Raw genomic sequence first — 16,912 nt, 5'->3', positions numbered from 1 at the left:
GGGGCCTGACCGATGACACCGCTCAGCCGAACCTATTCCACGCAATACAGCGCCTATCAGCGCCGCCAAAGCGCGAGCGATCTGCAACGCGCGCTGGCCGACAGCCAGCAGGAGCTGGCGACCGGACGCAGGAGCGACGTCTATCGCGCGCTCGGCACCAGCGCGGCGGAGACGCTGAACCTGCGCGCCTCGCTCCAGCGCGACGAGGCGCAGCTCAAGGCCAACACGCTGCTGCTCAGCCGGATGGAAACCTCCGCCTCGACGCTGTCGTCGATCCGCGATCAGGTGCAGGGCGTGCTGGATCTGGCCGTCGCCAACGGCGGCGGGCAGACCGGCACCGTGTCGGGTCTGCGGCAGGCGGCGCAGGCGGCTCTCAGCGTCGTGACCGCGCAGGCCAACCTCAGTCATGCGGGGATGCCGCTGTTCAGCGGCACCGGCGCGCCCGCGGCCACCGTGCAGCCCTGGCAGGAGGTCAACGCGGCCACCGGGCGTTCCCCCGCCGGGGCGATGGCCGAGCTGATGTCGGGCGGGCTGGCGACCGAGGCCGACGCGGCCGCGCGCATCGCCGCGATCGACGCGGCCTTTGCGGGCAACGCCGCCGACCCCACGCTCGATTTCGAGGCGACATTCTACAACGGCAGCCCCACCGGCGCCCCCCGGCTGGAGGCCGATACCGGCGACGCGATCCGGCTGCAATACGGCGTTCAGGCCAATGATCCGGGGTTTCGCGATGTGCTGAAGGGGCTGTCGATGCTGGCCGCCGCCGATCCCGCCGAAATCGCCGACACGCAGGCCTACAAGACCTGGATAGGGGCCGCGACGCAGGCGCTCGGGGCGGGGACCACGGCGCTTTTGGCGGATGAGACACGGGTTGGCGTGCAGATGGCGCAGGTCGAGACCCTGAACCAGCGCATGAACGACCGTGCGGAAATATTCACCAACCGCATTCTCGATCTCGAAGGGGTCGATGAATACGAGGCCGCGACGCGGATCAGCCAGTTGCAGACCCGCTTGCAGGCAAGCTATGCCGTCACCGCGCGGCTGTCGCAGCTGAGTTTTCTGACCTACATGCGATAGCGCGCACGGGCGCGCGCGCCTCAGCTGGCCGCGCGCGCGATTTCCGCCTGTTCGGGCGCCAGCTTGTAGCCGCGGCCGCGCACCGTCTGGATATGCGGATCGGCGGCGGGCGACATTTCCTCGATCTTCTTGCGGATACGGCAGATGTAGACGTCGATCACCTTGTCGAACGGCTGCGCCTCGGCCATGCCGTAGACCGCGTCGTAGATCACCGATTTCGACACGATCCGCGGCGACGCAAGCGCGATCTGCTGGAAAATCGCCAGCTCCCGCTGCGACAGGCGCATCGGATGGCCCGCGACATCGGGGTCGCGCCCGTCGAAATAGGCGGTGACATCGCCGATCTGCACCGAACTTGCCGCGTGGCCATGCGCGCGCCGGGTAATCGCGTTGATCCGCGCGCGCAGCTCGCCGGGGCGCAGCGGCGCGACAAGATCGTCGTCCGCTCCCGCATCCAGCATCGCGACGGCGGCTTCGGGATTGCGGTCCTGGCGCAGCACCAGGATCGGATTGCGGCAGCCGCCCTTTCGCAGACGCGCGATATGACCCATGGTCCGCGCGCTTTCGGCCATCAGGATCGGCGTGTCGGCCGCGCCCGGTTCCATCAGGCCGAAGGCGCGTTCGAAGAAATCATCATCGACGGAGACGGGCACCCAGCGGTCCGCTTCCAGATCGGCCAGCGCCCCGGCAAGGCTCTCGGCCCCTGGTCCGTAAAGATAGATATGCACACGCGCCCCCTGCATCCCGCACCGCGAAGAATGCCCGATCATCGACCGGATAACATGCATAGTCAAGTATTGAGCATGATTAACATGTTTAATCTAAAAATAGTCGTTGATGATTTGCGCCAAATGCCGTTTAATTCATGTATAGATCGGGGGCTTTCGTCATGCGCCAATTCATCGGCATCCTTGTTCGCCTCGGGCTGCTTGTCTGTCTGGGGCTTGTCGCGGCCCCGCGTGGCGCCGTGGCGGAGGTGCGCATCAAGGATATCGCCACCTTCGAGGGGGTGCGCGAAAACCAGCTGGTGGGCTACGGGCTGGTCGTCGGGCTGAACGGCACCGGCGACAGCCTGCGCAACAGCCCCTTCACGCGCAAAAGCATTGAGGGCATGTTGGAACGCCTGGGCGTGGGCAACCTCAGCGATGAGCAGATCAAGACCACGAACACCGCCGCGGTCATGGTGACGGCGATGCTGCCGCCCTTTTCGCGGCTCGGCTCTCCCATTGACGTGGTGGTCTCTTCGCTGGGCGATGCGGGGTCGCTGCGGGGCGGCACGCTGATCGTCACCCCGCTGACCGGCGCCGACGGCGAGGTCTACGCCGTCGCGCAGGGGCCGATTGCGGTGGCGGGCTTCGCCGCGCAGGGCAACGCCGCCTCGATCACCGAAGGGGTTCCCACCGTGGCGCGGATCGAAAACGGCGCCACGGTCGAGAAGGAAGTCGCCTTCGAGCTCAACAACCTCGACAGCATCCGGCTGAGCCTGCGCAACCCCGATTTCACCACTGCCGTGCGCGTGGCCGAGGCGATCGACGCGCTGCTCGGCGACAACAGCGCGCGCGCGCTCGACCCGACCACGATCGAGATCAGGATGCCGGGCAAGACCTACCTGCCGGCGGTGTTGGCGGATGTGGAAAACCTGCTGGTCGTGCCGGATTCCCCGGCCAAGGTGGTGATCGACGCGCGTTCGGGCACCATCGTGATCGGCGCGAACGTGCGGATCGACAGGGTGGCGGTCAGCCAGGGCGGGCTGACGGTGACGGTGCGCGAAAAGCCGCAGGTCAGCCAGCCCAACCCCATCACCATCGGCGGCACCACCGTCGTCGTGCCGCGCACCGACGTGCGCGTGAACGAGACGCAAAGCCATTTCACCATTCTCGAAGGGCAGGTCAGCCTGCAACGGCTGGTCGACGGGCTGAACGCCATCGGGCTGGGCGCGACGGAGACGATCTCGATCCTGCAGGCGATCAAGGCCGCGGGCGCGCTTTATGCCGATCTGGAAATCATCTGAGGGGCGCGCGACATGGATATCAGCAGCAATATGGCGGCGCTTCAGGTCACGCAGGCGCAGACCGCGCGCCCCGGCAAGGCCGCCCCCGACGCCCCCGCCAGCGCGGCGCGCGAATTCGAGGCGATGTTTTTGACGCAGATGGTCGATGAAATGCTCAAGCAGGTCGACATGGGCGACATGGGCGGCGGGCAGGCGGCCGAGACCTGGCGCTATTTCCTGGCCGAGGCGTTCGGGCGCGAAATGGCGGCCGAGGGCGGCGCGGGCATCGCGCGGCAGGTGGAAAAGGCGCTGGCGGCCTATGGCGAGGCCGCCGGGGCGCAAGGCGGCAGGGGGGCGCGCGGATGACCCAATCGCAGGCACTGATGCTGGTCGACCGGCTGTCGCGGCTCTTGCGCGATGAAATCGCCGCGATCGGTCAGGGAAAGCTGGCCCGCGTGGAGGAGCTTTACCCCGAAAAGACCCGCCTGCTGGCCGAGATCGAAAGCGTCTTCACCGACCCCGACGCGCTGGTGGGCGGCCAGGACGCGCCCGCGCAGAAACTCAGGGAAAGGCTGGGCGAGATGCGCGAGCTGATCCACCGGGATCTGGCGTTGCTCAAGCGGATGACCGAGGCGACGGGCGCCGTCGCGCGGGAAATCGAACGCATCCGCGAACGCCAAAGCCTGCGCGGGCTCTATGGACCCGACGGCAGCAGCAACGACAAAGGTGTTGCAACACCGCAACGGCTCGACCAGTCGATCTGAGGCTTTAACCTTCGTGAAACCCTGCGCTCCAATTTGACCTGTCACGGGCATCCCCGTTTTCGTCAGAAAGACGAAGACCAACGATAGAAATCGGAGCAGATTTTAATGTCTTCAATCAACACCAACAGCGGCGCCATGTCGGCGCTGTCGACCCTGCGTCAAATCAACAACGATCTTTCCGGCACGCAGGAGCGTATCAGCTCGGGCCTGAAGATCCGGTCGAGCATGGACAACGCGGCCTATTTCTCGATTTCCGAGACGTTGCAGGGCGATTCCGGCATCTACAAAGCCATCGACGAAAGCATGACCCTGTCGAAGAACTCGATCTCCGCCGCGCGGCTGGGGTCGGAAACGGTCGTGGATCTGGCCAAGCAATTCGTCGAGCGCGTCGCCTTCGCGCAGGGCGGCACCGCGCAGGTCCGCAGCGATGTGCAGGCCGAACTGGACGAGCTTTCGGCCCGCATCCAGACCACGATCGACCAATCGACCTTCAACGGCAGCGATCTGGTCAACGGCGCGGCCACGGTTACGGTCGTGACCGGGATCAATCGCGGTGCGAGCGGGTCGTTCACCACCACCACGGTGTCGTTCAACCAGCAAAACCTCGGCGCGATCCAGTCCGCACTCGACGCGATCGACATCACGACCAACGCAACCGGCGTCACCACCGAGACGACGCTGTCAAACGCACTGAAAACTGCCGAGTCCAACCTGTCCAGTGCCATCTCCGCCGCGACCTCTTTCGGTATCGCGGAGAAGTCGGTCGACATGCAGAAGCAGTTCCTCTCGGAACTGACGGACCGCATCGACAGTGGCGTCGGCAGCATGATCGACGCGAACATGGAAGAGGAGGCGGCGAAGCTTCAGGCGCTTCAGGTGCAGCAGCAGCTGGCCACGCAATCGCTTTCCATCGCGAACCAGGCGCCGCAGAACATCCTGTCGCTGTTCAGGTAACGCCACGGCGACGGCCTGCCGGGTTTCATCCCGGGCTTCATCCTTGGAAAGGGCGCTTTTCGCGCCCTTTCCTCCCTGAACGGCACTCCGGGGCAGCGCGCGCCCGGGTCCCATAAAAACCACCCCGGTCAGAAGACCGCGGGACATCGAGGCAGAATGACATGAGCGTCAACGCTTACAAACGGACCATTCGCGAAAGCGAAAACCCCCGGCAGATCGAAGCGCGCGTCTTCGCGCGGGTCACCGGAGAGTTGAACCGCCACCGCCCCGCCTATGAAGCCGCGAGCAGCCGCGAGGAACGTGTGGCCGTGCTCGCCACCGGCCTGCGCAGCGCGCTGAGGGACAACAGCAAGCTCTGGGCCACATTGCGCAACGATCTGGCCGCCGAGGGCAATGCGCTGGCCCCGGCGCTGCGCGCGCAGCTCATCTCCATCTCGCTTTGGGTGGACCGCATGTCCGAACGCGTCGGCGGCGGCGAAGCCGGGCTTTCGGGGCTGATCGACATCAATCAGAGCATTCTGTCGGGCCTGTCGGGCCGCCCGTCGCTCAGCGCGGGCTGACATGGCGCTCAACCTGACCCTCAAGCCCTTCGAGCGCATCGTGGTCAACGGCTGCATGATGCGCAACGGCGGCCGCAAGAGCTCCATCACCGTGGAAACCCGCGCCGACATCATCCGCGAGACCGACATCCTGCGGCCCTACGAGGATGCAAGCCCTGTCAGCACCGCTTATTTCCTGATCCAGTCGGCGTTGATCCAGCCCGAACACCACGACGATCTGCGCAAGGCGGCACAGGTCCAGCTGGCCGCGCTGGTGGGCGTCTTCGCGCCGCCCCACAGCCAGATCGTGTTCGAGACCGCCAATCTGGTCAGCACCGATCAGCTGTTCCAGGCGCTGCGCTGCCTGCGCCCGCTGATCCGGCGCGAACGGGAATTGCTGGGCATCGAGACGCCGGGCCCGAGCTGGCTGTCGGCCCCCGAGGCCCCCGAGGCCCCCGCGCCCTCTTCCTCTCCGGCCACGCCCATGGCCGCGACCGAACGGCGCCGCGCATGATTTCGGTGACGGGAATGCCGACGCTTCTGGCGTTGCAACTGGTGGATGCCACCCGCGACACGCAGACCCAGATGATCCGCAGCAGCGCGCGCAATGCCCGCGCGATCGAGCATTTCAACAAGAACATCGGCGCGGTGGAGACAGTCGATCAGCTGGTCGATGACCCCGAACTTTACGGCTTTGTCATGCGTGCCTTCGATCTGGAGGATCAGATCTTCGGCAAGGCCCTGATGAAGAAGGTCCTCAAAAGCAATATCGAGGAGCCAAACGCCCTGGTGAACCGGCTGACCGACCCGCGGTTTCGCGCCCTCTACAAGGAAATGGGCTTCGGCACCGACGGGGTCGGCAACATCAACACGGCCCTGACCGCCTGGCGCGGGCGCATGGTCGACCGCTTCGTCGAACGGCAATACATCAATTCCAACGCCGACCAGAACGAAACGCTTGGCACGGCGCTGGAATTCCGCCGCACCGCCGCGACGATCGAGACGCCTTTCGACATCCTCAAGGATGCGGCGCTGTCGAAGTTCTTTCGCACCGCGCTGGGGATGCCCGCGCAGACGGCGGGGCTGGACATCGATCGGCAGGCGGCGCTGATCGACCGCAAGTTCGATCTGAGCAAGCTGAAGGACCCGGCGGAGGTCGAAAAGCTGATCAAGCGTTACGTTGCGATTTCCGATGCGACCGACGGCACCGCCTCCTCCAACAACGCCGCGGTGCAGCTGATGCAGGGCGCGGTGAATTCCGCGAGCGGCTTCGTGCCCGTGGTGATCGACATCACCGCGGTCGTGGGGTCCAACTTCAGCGCCTACAAGACACGCTGAGCGATCAGAACATCTCGTCCTCTTCCTCGTTGATCGGCAGGCGGATGGTGTCTTCCTCGGCCAGGACGCGCGCATAATCGAGCAGCTGCGCCTGGGCCTCGCGCACCTCGCGGCGCCGCACGGCGCCCATCGTCTCCATCTCTTCGATCAGCATGTCGCGCGACCGGCCGGGCAGGGCCTGAAGAAACGCCTCGCGCGCCTCTTTCGAGGCCCCGCGTAGCGCGGTCGGCAGGTAATTGCCCGCGACGCCGCGCATCACCTTGGCCAGGTCGCGCGGGTCCATCTTGACCAGATCCTCGAAGGTGAACATCTTTTGCTTGATCGCGCCGAAGACCTCCGGCAGGCGATCCTCCAGCCCGTCGCTCAGCGCGTCGAATTCGGTACGGTCGAGCTTGTTGAACAGATCGGCCATGCGCTGGTGCAGCTCGGTCTTGGTGGGCTGGGCGGACGCGTTGATGATATCGGCCTGAAGCGTCTCCTCGATCTGTTTCATCATGTGGTGCGGCACGGCCTCCATGCGGATCATCCGCTCGACCACGTTCTGCATCTTTTCCTTGCCGAACAGCGGCAGCACCTTGGCGGCAACATCGGTTTTGACGTTGCCCAAAATCGCCGCGATGATCTGTTCATGCTCATTGCGCAGATAATTCGCGATGACGTTCTCGTTCAACGATCCGAACCGCGCCCAGAGGTCGCGTTCCTTCAGCGGGCCGCGGATGTCCTTGAGGATGCTTTCCACCTGATCCTCCGGCAGAAGCGAGCGCAGTAGGTTTTCCGCCGCGGTGAAGGAGCCGTGCACGCCGCTGCCGTTGGTCACCTCTTCGCTGAAGCCGCTCATCACCTCCTCGACGGCCTCGGCGGAAATCGCGCCCAGCCCGGACATCGCGCGGGTGATGTGCTGGATCTCTTCGGTGTCGAGCTGCTGCATCAGGCTCGATCCGCGCTTCTCGCCCAGGCACAAAAACAGGATCGCGGCCTTTTGCGGGCCGCTGATCGGGCGGCGGCGCGGGGCGTTTTCCTGGGAATTCGCGCGTTGCATCTCTGCTGTGGCCATGGGGCGGGCTCCTTGAACGATTGCGTCATCCCCCCCCGGACAGGGGGAGGTAGCTTTCCAGAAGGCTGCCCGCCAGCATGTACCAGCCGTCGATCAGCACGAAGAAAATCACTTTGAAAGGCAGGGATATGAGCACCGGCGGCAGCATCATCATGCCCGCGCTCATCAGGATCGACGCCACGATCAGGTCGATGGCCAGAAACGGCAGGTAGATCAGGAAGCCGATCGAAAAGGCGCGGCGCAGTTCCGAGATCATGAAGGCGGGCACCAGCGTGCGCCATCCGGCCTCCTGCGCGGTGGCGGGCAGCGGCGCGGGGGCGGATTGCGCGGTGCCGTCGGCGCGCGCGGCAAAGCCCTGGAACAGTTCCAGATCCTTTTCGCGCGTGTTGACGAACATGAACAGCTTGAAGGGCGCGCCGATCCGCTCGATCGCCTGCTCCTCGGTGATCGCATTGTTGAGCAGAGGCTGCACGCCGCTGTCATAGGCATCCTCGAACACCGGCTGCATCACGAAGAACGTCATGAACAGCGCCATCGAGGTCAGCACCACATTGGGCGGCGTCTGGTTCAGACCCAGCGCCGAACGCAGCATCGAAAAGACGATCACGAAACGGGTGAACGACGTCATGATGATCAGCAGTCCCGGCGCCAGCGACAGCACCGTGATCGCCGCGATGATCTGGAGCATCCGCCCGGCCAGCGTCGCGCGTTCGTCCGAGCCCGCGGGCGCGTTGCTGAGCGCATCGCCGAGCGCCCCCAGCAGGGCGCCGCCATCCTGCGCGGCCAGCGGCAGCGTGCCGAGCGCGACCAGCAGCACCGACAGCAGGGCCGTCGCCGCAAGCCTGCCCGCGCCCGCTCCGGCGCCGATGCTGGGGCCGCCGCTTATGCCGCGCGGGGATCTCATAGATCGGACACGTAATCCTTGACGATTTCCGTCAGCGACACGCCGATACGCTCATCCGCCAGCTTGATCAGATCACCGCGCGCGACGAGCCGGTCGTTGATCACGACCTCGACCGGCTGGCCGATGTTCTTGTCCAGCTCGATGATCGCGCCCCGGCTGAGCTTGAGCAGCTGTGCGATCGGCATACGCGTGCGCCCGAGGACGACCTGCACGTTCAGCCCCACGTTCAGCATCGCGTCGATGTTATGGCCGTTTTCCCCTTGCGCGGAGCCTGTCGTGCGCGCCGCCTGCGGGGCCGCATCGGCGGCCCCGTCTTGTGTGCCGGGGGCCTCGTCCAACGTCAGTTCGCCCTCGGCGGGGTCGGGTCGGGGTGTGTCTTCGGTCATCGTCTGCTACTCCGTGGCCTGCTGCTGTCCGCGCGCGTCTTCGGTTCCGGGCGCGGGGCGATCGGGACCTTGCGCGGCGCGCGCGGCCTGTTGTGCCGCCAGCGCATCGCGGATTCGCTGGCAGATATCGTTGAAGCTGTATTCCATGACCCCGTGATCCCATTCGGCGCGGATATCGCCGGGGGACAGCGCGGGGTCGGGCTGCACCTCGACGCGGCCGCCGAAACCGTGCAGCCGCGCCATCCGCAGCACATGCGCGCCACCGGCCGCGGCCTGTTCGGGCGGCAGAAACATGGTCAGCGACGCGCTGCCGAGCGCCATGCGCACCGCGCCGCGGGCCTCGCGCTCGGCCTGGCCGGGGGCGAGCGCGCCGATCACGTCGCCCGCGACCTGATCGAAAACGGTCAGCAGAAACTGCAAAAGCTGCGCCTCGAGCGCACGGTGGTGCCGGTCCCGGTCGGCGAAAAGATCGCGCAGAACCGGCGCCATCGCCTCCAGCGCCGACAGCTCCCGCGCGGCATCGCTCTGGGTCATGGCGGCGGTGGCCTCGTCGCGACCGGCGGTGCGGCCCGCCTCGGCCCCCTCCGCGCGGGCCCGCGCGACGGCGGCGTCGAATTCCGCGCGGGTATAGATCGGCTGCGTCGCGGGATCGACGGCGGGGCGCGCGGTATCGCTGTCGAAGGTGCGCTCGAAGACGTAAAGCATTCTCTAGGCCTTCTCCGCCAACCAGGATTTCACCACTTTCAGCGAGTCGTCGGGCTCCGCCTCGATCAGATCGCTGACGGCCTTGATCCAGCTGCGATGCACCCCGCCGCTGACCGAGGCCAGGCGGACCATCTCGGGGGCGCCGGGCGTTCCTGCGGGCAGCGGGTCGAGGATCGTGCCGGTATGGGCATAGCCCGCCGCCGCCCGGTCCTGCGCCGGGTCCATGCCCTGACGCGCGGGATCTGCGGCGGCATCGTCGGCGCCATTGGCGCGCAGCTGGGGCAGGGGGGCGGTGCCGTCTTCCAGCTCCTTCGCGGGGTCGGGCGCGTCCAGCAGGCGTTGCAGCGCGGGGCGCACGCCGAAAAACAGCACCGCCACAACCAGCGCCAGCGCGAACAGTCCGCGCAGGATCATCGTGCTGTTGGCGGCCATGATCTGGCCGAAGCCGCGCGAGACGGGCTCGCCCACGTCCATCGAGTAATCCATGAAGCGCAGGCTGACGACCGAGACGCTGTCGCCGCGCGCGTTGTCAAAGCCGATGGCGGTGCGCACCAGCTCCTCCAGGCGGGCCAGCTCTTCGGCGGGGCGCTCCTGGTAGTCGACCGCGCCGTCGGGCTGGACGTTGTAGATCCCGTTCACCAGAACCGCGACCGAGACCTTTTCGATGTCGCCGGGTTCGCGGACGGTCTCGCTCTGACGGCCGCCGATTTCATAGTTCACGATCTCGTCGGTGCGGGTCGAGGCGTTGGTGGCCTGCCCGCCCCCGCCGTTGCCCGCAAGCGCGGCGGGAATGTCGTTGGCCACGCCGACCTCGCCGCTGGCGGGCTTCTGGTCCTTGCGGGATTCCTCGCGGGTTTCGGTGGAACGGACGACGCGCTGGTCGGGATCGTAGGTCTGTTCGCGCACGACCTGACGCTCGGATGTCAGATCGACGCTGACCTGCACCCGCGCGTTGCCCGCCCCGACCCGCGCCGTCAGGATTTCCGAGATGCGCTGGCTCAGCCGGTCCTCGATGCCCACGCGCAGGCTCTGCATCGTGCGTTCCGCGCCGTTTTCGCCGTCTTCGCCCAGGATCGTCTCGCCACTGGCGGACAGCACCGTGACCTGCCCCGGCGCCAGGTCGGGCACCGCCGCGGCGACCAGCGCGCGGATCGCGGTGGCCTGACGCACGCCAACGGGCCTAGTGGCGCGTCCACGCACGATGACCGAGGCAGAGGGCCGGGGCCGTTCGCGGGTGAAGGGCTCACGCTCGGGCAGGACCAGATGCACGCGCGCGGCGTCCACGCTCTCGATCGTCTGGATCGAGCGCGCCAGCTCCCCCTCCAGCGCGCGCAGCCGGTTCACCCGCTGCATGAAACTGTTCATGCCCAGCCCGCTGCTTTCGTCGAACAGCTCCCAGCCCGGGGCGCCCTTGCCGGGCAGGCCGATGCTGGCCAGTTCCATCCGGGCGCGGGCGATATCCTCCTGCGGGACGCTGACGCCGGTGCCGCCGCCGTCGATGCGCACGCGAAACCCCGCCTGTTCCAGCGAATCGACGATCCGCGACGCCTCGGCGGGCGAGAGATCGCGGTAGAGCGACACATAATCGGGCGCGACGGCGACCGACAACCCGAAGAACAGCGCCGCGACGAGCGCAACGCCGGTGCCGCCCAGCACCGCCAGACGACGCAGGCCAAGGGCCTTGAGGTTATCCAGAATCGCCTGCACTGTCCCGCCCGTCCTTTGCAGAAGTTTAACCGAAGAATAAACACAACTATCCTTGTGTATCAAGAAGAACATACGGATTAATACTTGTGAAACCCACGGCGTTCGCCCATAGTGGGGCAAGGATCAAACCGCCGTAGATGAGCGATTCATGGCCGACGCCGTTCAGACCGCCGCACCCAGACGCCCGCTCGCGGGGCGCGTCCTGCTGGGCGTGGGTGTGATCGCGATCTGCTCCACGGCGCTGGCCGGGGGGCTGGTCGCGGCGATCGGACCGGATCGCGCGATGCGTCTGCTGAGCCCGGCGGACACCGCCGAACCCGCCAGCGAAGACACCCCCGCCGATGAGGGGGCCGGACAGGGGCAGGCGCCCGCAGGCATGACGGTGCGCCCCTTCAAGGAGATCATCGTCAACATCACGGCCAACACGCTGAGCGGGCGGCGCACCTCGCGGTTTCTCAAGCTGAACCTGGCGCTGGTCTACGACGCGACGCTGCCCGGCGCGGAAAATATCGACGAGCGGGTGCTGTTCATCCGCGACGGCTTTCAGGACTACCTGCGCCAGCTGACCGAGACGGACCTGCAAGGCTCTATCGGGCTGGTCAGGCTCAAATCCGAGCTTCTGCGCCGCGCGCGCGCGATCAGCGACAGCGACGCCCCGCAGGAGCTTTTGATCGCGGATCTCATCATACAATAGCCATGCCAGACGCCAGCACATCCGATACCCGCTCCGTCGAAGAGCTGATCATCGAAAGGGCCAAGGCCTTTTACGCGCGCATGCCGATGCTGGAAGTGGTGTTCGAGCGGTTCGCCCTGTCGCTGGCCCCGGCGCTGAAGACCTATTTCGGCGCGATGACCGACGTGAAGCTGAAATCGGTCGACTACCTGTCGTGCGAATCCGCGCTTTCGACCTTGCCGGACCCGGCGCTCGTGGCCATCACCGACGCGCGGGAATGGTCCAGCGCCATCGCGGTCATCGTCAAGGCCGACCTGCTGTTCGCCGTGATCGAGGTGACGATGGGCGGGCGCCAGGTCGAAGGCGCGCCCCGCCAGACCCGCAGCCTGACCGGCATCGAAAAGCGCATCGGGCAAAAGCTGTGCGAACTGGCGCTGGACGAGCTGTCGCGCGCCTTTCTCAAGATCGCGCCCGTCAGCTTTGAGGTCAACCATCTGGAAACCAACCCTCAGACCCTCTTGCTGGCCCCGCCCAACAGCGCCGCCGTGCGTTTCGTGCTTGAGGTGGAGGTCGAGAACCGCCGGGGCGAGCTGGTGTTCGTCCTGCCCAACGCCGCGTTCGAGCCGGTCGCAGATGTGCTGTCGCAGGCCTTTACCGGCGGCACGCTGGGCGGCGACACGGGGTGGCGGTCGTCGATGACGGCGCTGCTCAACACCACGGGGCTGCATCTGGACGCGGTGATGTGCGAAACCGTCCTGCCCCTGCGGGAGGTTCTCGCCTGGGTGCCGGGCACCGTGCTGGAATTGTCGGTGCAGGCCGACGAGCCGCTGACGCTGAGCAGCGGCGGCAAACCCGTCGCGCGGGCCGAGGTGGGCAAGCGCAACAACGGGCGCATCGCGCTGAAACTGACCGAAAAACTCTATGACACCGAGGAGCCCGGACATGACCTATCTGATTGATGTCGCCATCATCGCGCTGCTGATCGGCACGCTTGTCTATGCCTGGGTGGTCGACCGCCGGGTGCGCGGCATGATGGCCGCGCTGCGCGATCTCGAACCGATGGTCGGCAGTTTCTCGGCAGCGGTCGACCGTTCCGAAAGCTCGGTATCGGCCCTGCGCAGCATGGGCCGCGGCCTGGGTGCGCCCGGCGCGTCCGGCGCGGCGGCCACAGGCGCAGACCCTGCGCGCAGCACGACGACCGAGGCGAAGGCCGAAGCGGGCGCCCCCGCGGGCGCCAAGGCGCGCGGCGTCTATTCCATGCCGGTCAAATCCGAGCTGGTCCGCGGCTTTTTCGAAACCGTCCGCAGCAGGGAGGCATGATGCGCCCCTTTCCCCTGATCGTCGCCGCGCTGGTGGTGGCCGGAGGCGCGAAGATCGGCGTCTCGCTCATGAACGACAGCGCGGCGCAGGACCTCCTGTTCGGTCGGGCCGAGGCTGCCGCCCCCGCCCCCGCGCCCGCTCCGGCGCCCGCGGCCACCCCCGCCGTGCAGCAATGCGAGGCCGCGCCCGAGGAGATGCTGCAATCCATCCGCGCCGAACGCGACCTGGTGGCGGCGCAGAAGGAAAAGCTTGCCACCCGCGCCGCGGAACTGGACCTGATGGCCGAAACGCTGTCGGTGGAACGCAAGCGGCTGAGCGATCTGAAAGGCGAGCTGGAGACCCTGTTGCAGCGCGTCGCCCAGGCCCAGACCGCCGATGTCGACCGGCTGGTCGCGCTTTACCGCAACATGAAGCCGAAGCAGGCGGCGGCGATCATGAACGATCTTGATCTTGAGGTCACCGTGATGGTGCTGGGCACCATGGCCGAACGCGACGCAGCGCCGATCATGGCCGCGCTCGACCCGATCCGGGCGCGCGCGATTTCGCAGATCATCCTGGAACGCTCCAAACTGCCGGGCGATCAGCGGCTGGACGACATCAAGCTTTGAGCGGCGGGGCACCCGCCCTCTGCCGCCCTTCTGCCGCCCCCTGATCGGCGACATCGCCTGCGCCCGCCGACGGCCTCGCCGATAGCGCCGACACACTGCGCTCGGTGGCGGTGCCGATCGTGTCGCTCCTCCGCGAAATCCGTCCCTTCACAAGGAAAAACGGCGTGATCGCGCCTGCGTGCCTGGCGGTGGGCGGCGCCGGATCACGCCTCCGCCGCGGGGTCGGCTCCCGGCGCGGGAACGGGCAGCTCGATCGGGACGCCTGCGGCGACGAGATGCTGATAGACATGCGCAAAGCTCTGGTCGGGGGCCATGCTCTGGCCCTTGCCCTGCGACAGGAAGGCCTCCATCGGGGGAAAGAAGCGCACGGCGGCGTCGACCTCCTTGTCGCTGCCTTCACGGTAGGCACCGATGCGCACCAGCTCCTCCATGTCGGAATAGCGGGCGAGGGCCCGGCGCGCGGCCTTGTAGACGGCGTATTCGGCCTCCGTATGGCAATCGGGCAGCATCCGCGAGATCGAGCGCAGCAGGCTGACCGCCGGGAAACGGCCCTGTTCCGCGATCCGGCGGTCCAGCACGATATGCCCATCCATGATGCCGCGAACCGCATCCGCGATCGGATCGTCCATGTCGTCGCCATCGACCAGCACGGTGTAAAGCGCCGTGATGTCACCGTTCGCGCCCTCTTCCGGTCCGGGGCCCGTCGCCAGACCCGGCCCGGCGCGTTCCATCATGCGCGGCAGTTCGGAAAAGATCGTGGGGGGATAGCCCTTGGCGGTCGGCGGCTCCCCCCCCGCGAGGCCAATTTCGCGCTGCGCCATGGCAAAGCGGGTGACGCTGTCGACCAGCAGCAGGACCTGCTTGCCCGCGTCGCGGAAATGCTCGGCGATGGCGGTCGCGGTCCAGGCGGCCTGCCTGCGCATCAGCGGCGGCTCATCCCCGGTGGAGACGACGACGACGGAACGCGCCATGCCCTCGGCGCCCAGATCCTTTTGCAGGAAATCCTGCACCTCGCGGCCGCGTTCGCCCACCAGGCCCACGACGATCACATCGGCGTCCGCGTTGCGCGCCAGCATCGCCATCAACGTCGACTTGCCAACGCCGGAGCCTGAAAACACCCCCATCCGCTGGCCGCGGCACAGCGGGGTGAACATGTCCATCACCTTGATCCCGGTGTCGATGCGCGCGCCCACCCGGCGGCGCTGAAAGGCGGGCGGCGGGGCCGCGCGCAGCGGCCGGGGCGACGGCCCCTCGTGCAGCGTGCCGCGCCCGTCCAACGGCCGCCCCAGCGCATCGACCACGCGCCCGATCCAGGCGTCATCGGGGCGAATCGCATCGCCGCCCGGCGCGACGGTGACGGTGTCGCCGGTCATGATGCCGTCCCAGCTGCCGAAGGGCAGCAGGCGGGTGCCATCCTCGCCGATGCCCACGACTTCGGCCGGGACCGGGCCGTGCCGCCCCTCGACCACGCAGCGCGCACCGATGCCGACCGCGCGTTCCAGCCCCGAGACGGTCAGCACCAGCCCCAGCGCCGCGCGGACCTGCCCGCGGATACGCGCGCGATCCATGGATCTGGCGGCAGATGTCAGGTCTGAAAAGGCTGTGTGCATGGACACTATCCATTGCTATTGGCGTTTTATCCATGCTATCCTTGTTTAAAGCAAAAGGGAACTGTCCATGAAGCTGTCGGAAATGTCCTTTTTCCAGATCGCCTCGCAGCGGATGCAATGGCTGGGGCGGCGGCAGGCCGTCGTGTCGGAGAACATCGCGAATGCGGATACGCCCAATTTCAAGGCCAAGGATGTCAGCCCCTTCGCCGAAATGATCGACGGGGCGCGCGGCTCGGGGCTTCAGGTGACCAACTCCAAGCATCTGGGCGGGCTGAACACGACGCAGGGCGTGCGGGTGCAGACGGACCCGACCGTGCGCGATTCCAGCCTGAACGGCAATACCGTGATGCTGGAGGAGCAGACCATCAAATCCGCCGACATCAGCGAGAATTACCGCATGGCGGCGGAGCTTTACCGCAAGGGGCACGATCTGCTGACCCTCGCGGTGACCGGCACGCGCTAGGCTTCGCGCCCGGCTTCGGACTGGGGCCGGACTGGGCCCGAACAGGAAAGGCATTCCCATGGACCCGCTCAAATCCATACTCTCGGTCGCCGCCAGCGGCATGCGCGCCCAGGGCGAACGGCTGAAGGTCGTGTCCGAGAACGTGGCGAATGCATCGTCATCGGGCACCACGCCGGGGGCCGACCCCTATCGCCGCAAGCTGATCTCCTTCGAGGAGCTGGTCGACCGCGACAGTGACGTGTCGCGGGTGCAGGTGGCCGACATCACGCGCGACACGACCGAATTCGAACTGCGGTACGAGCCGTCGCATCCGGCCGCCGACAAGGACGGTTTCGTCAAGGTCTCCAACGTGCAGACCATGCTCGAGATGAGCAACATGCGCGAGGCCTCGCGCAGCTATGAGGCCAATCTGAACATGTTCGAGGCTGGCCGCCGGATGCGCGGCCAGCTTCTGGACCTGCTGAAGTAAGGGGCGCGGGTCATGGCGGAATTCACTTCTCTGGTGTCCAACGCGGCGGCAAGCGGTGCCTATCGCAGCGCGCGCGATATCCAGGGCGAGGCCACGGCGGGGATGGCGCAGGCCGAACCCGCGGGCAAGGTTTCCTTTTCCGAGCTGCTGGCCAATGCCGGGGCCGACGCCATCGACACCGTCCGCAAGGCGGAGGCCGTCGCCACGCAGGGGCTTCAGGGCAAGGCCGAGACGCAGCAGGTGGTGGAGGCGACGCTGGAACTGGAATCGACCGTGCGCGTCGCGGTGTCGGTGCGCGACAAGCTGATCGAAGCCTATCAGGAAATCATGCGGATGCCGATCTGACGGCCA

Annotated in this window: 22 protein-coding genes; 15 read left to right on the top strand and 7 right to left on the bottom strand. The window is 66.8% G+C overall.

What is annotated here, in order from left to right; translation table 11 throughout:
* Window positions 1-12 precede the first annotated feature (12 nt).
* On the top strand, window positions 13-1,077 hold the full coding sequence (locus ACU0BR_RS04450; protein ID WP_446155646.1) for a flagellin N-terminal helical domain-containing protein: 1,065 nt from the start codon (window positions 13-15) through the stop codon (window positions 1,075-1,077).
* A 20-nt stretch (window positions 1,078-1,097) separates the two neighbouring features.
* On the opposite strand, the gene ACU0BR_RS04445 is transcribed toward ACU0BR_RS04450, so the two are convergent.
* Entirely contained in the window at window positions 1,098-1,805 is a 708-nt protein-coding gene (locus tag ACU0BR_RS04445; RefSeq protein WP_446155645.1) for a response regulator transcription factor, read from the bottom strand.
* A gap of 161 nt (window positions 1,806-1,966) precedes the next feature.
* Here ACU0BR_RS04445 and ACU0BR_RS04440 point away from each other — a divergent pair, with 161 nt between their 5' ends.
* From ACU0BR_RS04440 to ACU0BR_RS04410, 7 genes are all read left to right on the top strand, one after another.
* The gene (locus ACU0BR_RS04440) at window positions 1,967-3,088 is read left to right on the top strand and encodes a flagellar basal body P-ring protein FlgI (protein ID WP_446155644.1); all 1,122 of its coding nucleotides are present in this window, start codon (window positions 1,967-1,969) and stop codon (window positions 3,086-3,088) included.
* A 12-nt stretch (window positions 3,089-3,100) separates the two neighbouring features.
* Window positions 3,101-3,433, top strand: a complete 333-nt coding sequence (locus tag ACU0BR_RS04435; RefSeq protein WP_446155643.1) for a rod-binding protein — start codon at window positions 3,101-3,103, stop codon at window positions 3,431-3,433.
* A complete protein-coding gene (locus ACU0BR_RS04430; RefSeq protein ID WP_446155642.1) occupies window positions 3,430-3,831 on the top strand; it encodes a hypothetical protein in 402 nt (133 codons plus the stop codon). Before ACU0BR_RS04435 ends, ACU0BR_RS04430 begins: the two co-directional genes overlap by 4 nt.
* Window positions 3,832-3,936: 105 nt before the next feature.
* The gene (locus ACU0BR_RS04425; RefSeq protein WP_446155641.1) at window positions 3,937-4,785 is read left to right on the top strand and encodes a flagellin N-terminal helical domain-containing protein; all 849 of its coding nucleotides are present in this window, start codon (window positions 3,937-3,939) and stop codon (window positions 4,783-4,785) included.
* A gap of 161 nt (window positions 4,786-4,946) precedes the next feature.
* Complete coding sequence (locus ACU0BR_RS04420) at window positions 4,947-5,345, top strand: flagellar biosynthesis regulator FlaF (protein WP_446155640.1); 399 nt, start codon at window positions 4,947-4,949, stop codon at window positions 5,343-5,345.
* 1 nt (window position 5,346) lies between these two features.
* Window positions 5,347-5,838 carry a flagellar biosynthesis repressor FlbT gene (locus tag ACU0BR_RS04415; protein WP_446155639.1) on the top strand — a complete coding sequence of 164 codons (492 nt, stop codon included), beginning with the start codon at window positions 5,347-5,349 and terminating at the stop codon, window positions 5,836-5,838.
* A complete protein-coding gene (locus ACU0BR_RS04410) occupies window positions 5,835-6,662 on the top strand; it encodes a DUF1217 domain-containing protein (protein ID WP_446155638.1) in 828 nt (275 codons plus the stop codon). The genes ACU0BR_RS04415 and ACU0BR_RS04410 overlap by 4 nt, the downstream gene beginning before the upstream one ends.
* 4 nt (window positions 6,663-6,666) lie before the next feature.
* Here ACU0BR_RS04410 and ACU0BR_RS04405 read toward each other — a convergent pair whose 3' ends face one another.
* The 5 genes from ACU0BR_RS04405 to fliF are packed head-to-tail and all read right to left on the bottom strand — an operon-like array spanning window position 6,667 to window position 11,418.
* Entirely contained in the window at window positions 6,667-7,716 is a 1,050-nt protein-coding gene (locus tag ACU0BR_RS04405; RefSeq protein WP_446155637.1) for a flagellar motor switch protein FliG, read from the bottom strand.
* A 25-nt stretch (window positions 7,717-7,741) separates the two neighbouring features.
* Window positions 7,742-8,620 carry a flagellar type III secretion system pore protein FliP gene (gene fliP, locus ACU0BR_RS04400; RefSeq protein WP_446155636.1) on the bottom strand — a complete coding sequence of 293 codons (879 nt, stop codon included), beginning with the start codon at window positions 8,618-8,620 and terminating at the stop codon, window positions 7,742-7,744.
* Window positions 8,617-9,006 carry a FliM/FliN family flagellar motor switch protein gene (locus ACU0BR_RS04395; protein WP_446155635.1) on the bottom strand — a complete coding sequence of 130 codons (390 nt, stop codon included), beginning with the start codon at window positions 9,004-9,006 and terminating at the stop codon, window positions 8,617-8,619. Before ACU0BR_RS04395 ends, fliP begins: the two co-directional genes overlap by 4 nt.
* 6 nt (window positions 9,007-9,012) lie before the next feature.
* Window positions 9,013-9,711, bottom strand: coding sequence for a FliH/SctL family protein (locus ACU0BR_RS04390; RefSeq protein ID WP_446155634.1), 699 nt, complete (start codon window positions 9,709-9,711; stop codon window positions 9,013-9,015).
* Window positions 9,712-9,714: 3 nt separating this feature from the next.
* Complete coding sequence (gene fliF, locus ACU0BR_RS04385; RefSeq protein WP_446155633.1) at window positions 9,715-11,418, bottom strand: flagellar basal-body MS-ring/collar protein FliF; 1,704 nt, start codon at window positions 11,416-11,418, stop codon at window positions 9,715-9,717.
* A 148-nt stretch (window positions 11,419-11,566) separates the two neighbouring features.
* Here fliF and ACU0BR_RS04380 point away from each other — a divergent pair, with 148 nt between their 5' ends.
* The 4 genes from ACU0BR_RS04380 to ACU0BR_RS04365 are packed head-to-tail and all read left to right on the top strand — an operon-like array spanning window position 11,567 to window position 14,019.
* Window positions 11,567-12,112 (top strand): flagellar basal body-associated FliL family protein, encoded by a 546-nt coding sequence (locus tag ACU0BR_RS04380; protein ID WP_446155632.1) that lies wholly within the window; start codon window positions 11,567-11,569, stop codon window positions 12,110-12,112.
* 2 nt (window positions 12,113-12,114) lie between these two features.
* Window positions 12,115-13,050, top strand: coding sequence for a flagellar motor switch protein FliM (locus ACU0BR_RS04375; protein WP_446155631.1), 936 nt, complete (start codon window positions 12,115-12,117; stop codon window positions 13,048-13,050).
* Window positions 13,034-13,411 (top strand): flagellar motor switch protein, encoded by a 378-nt coding sequence (locus tag ACU0BR_RS04370; protein WP_446155630.1) that lies wholly within the window; start codon window positions 13,034-13,036, stop codon window positions 13,409-13,411. Before ACU0BR_RS04375 ends, ACU0BR_RS04370 begins: the two co-directional genes overlap by 17 nt.
* Window positions 13,411-14,019 (top strand): MotE family protein, encoded by a 609-nt coding sequence (locus ACU0BR_RS04365; protein WP_446155629.1) that lies wholly within the window; start codon window positions 13,411-13,413, stop codon window positions 14,017-14,019. Before ACU0BR_RS04370 ends, ACU0BR_RS04365 begins: the two co-directional genes overlap by 1 nt.
* Before the next feature lie 203 nt (window positions 14,020-14,222).
* On the opposite strand, the gene fliI is transcribed toward ACU0BR_RS04365, so the two are convergent.
* Complete coding sequence (gene fliI, locus ACU0BR_RS04360) at window positions 14,223-15,629, bottom strand: flagellar protein export ATPase FliI (RefSeq protein ID WP_446155628.1); 1,407 nt, start codon at window positions 15,627-15,629, stop codon at window positions 14,223-14,225.
* 67 nt (window positions 15,630-15,696) lie between these two features.
* Here fliI and ACU0BR_RS04355 point away from each other — a divergent pair, with 67 nt between their 5' ends.
* Genes ACU0BR_RS04355 through ACU0BR_RS04345 form a run of 3 tightly spaced genes read left to right on the top strand, consistent with a single transcriptional unit; the run spans window position 15,697 to window position 16,906 of the window.
* Window positions 15,697-16,092 (top strand): flagellar basal body rod protein FlgB, encoded by a 396-nt coding sequence (locus ACU0BR_RS04355; RefSeq protein ID WP_446155627.1) that lies wholly within the window; start codon window positions 15,697-15,699, stop codon window positions 16,090-16,092.
* Between the two features lie 58 nt (window positions 16,093-16,150).
* Complete coding sequence (gene flgC / locus ACU0BR_RS04350) at window positions 16,151-16,561, top strand: flagellar basal body rod protein FlgC (protein ID WP_446155626.1); 411 nt, start codon at window positions 16,151-16,153, stop codon at window positions 16,559-16,561.
* Window positions 16,562-16,573: 12 nt separating this feature from the next.
* On the top strand, window positions 16,574-16,906 hold the full coding sequence (locus tag ACU0BR_RS04345; protein ID WP_446155625.1) for a flagellar hook-basal body complex protein FliE: 333 nt from the start codon (window positions 16,574-16,576) through the stop codon (window positions 16,904-16,906).
* Window positions 16,907-16,912: the final 6 nt, after the last annotated feature.

It is taken from the genome of Brevirhabdus sp. (genome assembly GCF_052826345.1).
The sequence above is the reverse complement of the archived record's forward strand: the minus strand, read 5'-3'. Positions and strand labels throughout refer to the sequence as shown.

Excerpts from the sequence above, each read along its gene's own strand:
- ACU0BR_RS04405 (WP_446155637.1), bottom strand. The coding sequence starts at position 7,716 with ATGGCCACAGCAGAGATGCAACGCGCGAATTCCCAGGAAAACGCCCCG.
- ACU0BR_RS04440 (WP_446155644.1), top strand. The coding sequence starts at position 1,967 with ATGCGCCAATTCATCGGCATCCTTGTTCGCCTCGGGCTGCTTGTCTGT.
- ACU0BR_RS04450 (WP_446155646.1), top strand. The coding sequence starts at position 13 with ATGACACCGCTCAGCCGAACCTATTCCACGCAATACAGCGCCTATCAG.
- ACU0BR_RS04410 (WP_446155638.1), top strand. The coding sequence starts at position 5,835 with ATGATTTCGGTGACGGGAATGCCGACGCTTCTGGCGTTGCAACTGGTG.
- ACU0BR_RS04355 (WP_446155627.1), top strand. The coding sequence starts at position 15,697 with ATGAAGCTGTCGGAAATGTCCTTTTTCCAGATCGCCTCGCAGCGGATG.
- ACU0BR_RS04380 (WP_446155632.1), top strand. The coding sequence starts at position 11,567 with ATGGCCGACGCCGTTCAGACCGCCGCACCCAGACGCCCGCTCGCGGGG.
- ACU0BR_RS04345 (WP_446155625.1), top strand. The coding sequence starts at position 16,574 with ATGGCGGAATTCACTTCTCTGGTGTCCAACGCGGCGGCAAGCGGTGCC.
- fliP (WP_446155636.1), bottom strand. The coding sequence starts at position 8,620 with ATGAGATCCCCGCGCGGCATAAGCGGCGGCCCCAGCATCGGCGCCGGA.
- ACU0BR_RS04435 (WP_446155643.1), top strand. The coding sequence starts at position 3,101 with ATGGATATCAGCAGCAATATGGCGGCGCTTCAGGTCACGCAGGCGCAG.
- ACU0BR_RS04390 (WP_446155634.1), bottom strand. The coding sequence starts at position 9,711 with ATGCTTTACGTCTTCGAGCGCACCTTCGACAGCGATACCGCGCGCCCC.
- flgC (WP_446155626.1), top strand. The coding sequence starts at position 16,151 with ATGGACCCGCTCAAATCCATACTCTCGGTCGCCGCCAGCGGCATGCGC.
- fliI (WP_446155628.1), bottom strand. The coding sequence starts at position 15,629 with ATGCACACAGCCTTTTCAGACCTGACATCTGCCGCCAGATCCATGGAT.
- ACU0BR_RS04395 (WP_446155635.1), bottom strand. The coding sequence starts at position 9,006 with ATGACCGAAGACACACCCCGACCCGACCCCGCCGAGGGCGAACTGACG.
- ACU0BR_RS04365 (WP_446155629.1), top strand. The coding sequence starts at position 13,411 with ATGCGCCCCTTTCCCCTGATCGTCGCCGCGCTGGTGGTGGCCGGAGGC.
- ACU0BR_RS04375 (WP_446155631.1), top strand. The coding sequence starts at position 12,115 with ATGCCAGACGCCAGCACATCCGATACCCGCTCCGTCGAAGAGCTGATC.
- ACU0BR_RS04420 (WP_446155640.1), top strand. The coding sequence starts at position 4,947 with ATGAGCGTCAACGCTTACAAACGGACCATTCGCGAAAGCGAAAACCCC.
- ACU0BR_RS04430 (WP_446155642.1), top strand. The coding sequence starts at position 3,430 with ATGACCCAATCGCAGGCACTGATGCTGGTCGACCGGCTGTCGCGGCTC.
- ACU0BR_RS04370 (WP_446155630.1), top strand. The coding sequence starts at position 13,034 with ATGACCTATCTGATTGATGTCGCCATCATCGCGCTGCTGATCGGCACG.
- ACU0BR_RS04415 (WP_446155639.1), top strand. The coding sequence starts at position 5,347 with ATGGCGCTCAACCTGACCCTCAAGCCCTTCGAGCGCATCGTGGTCAAC.
- ACU0BR_RS04425 (WP_446155641.1), top strand. The coding sequence starts at position 3,937 with ATGTCTTCAATCAACACCAACAGCGGCGCCATGTCGGCGCTGTCGACC.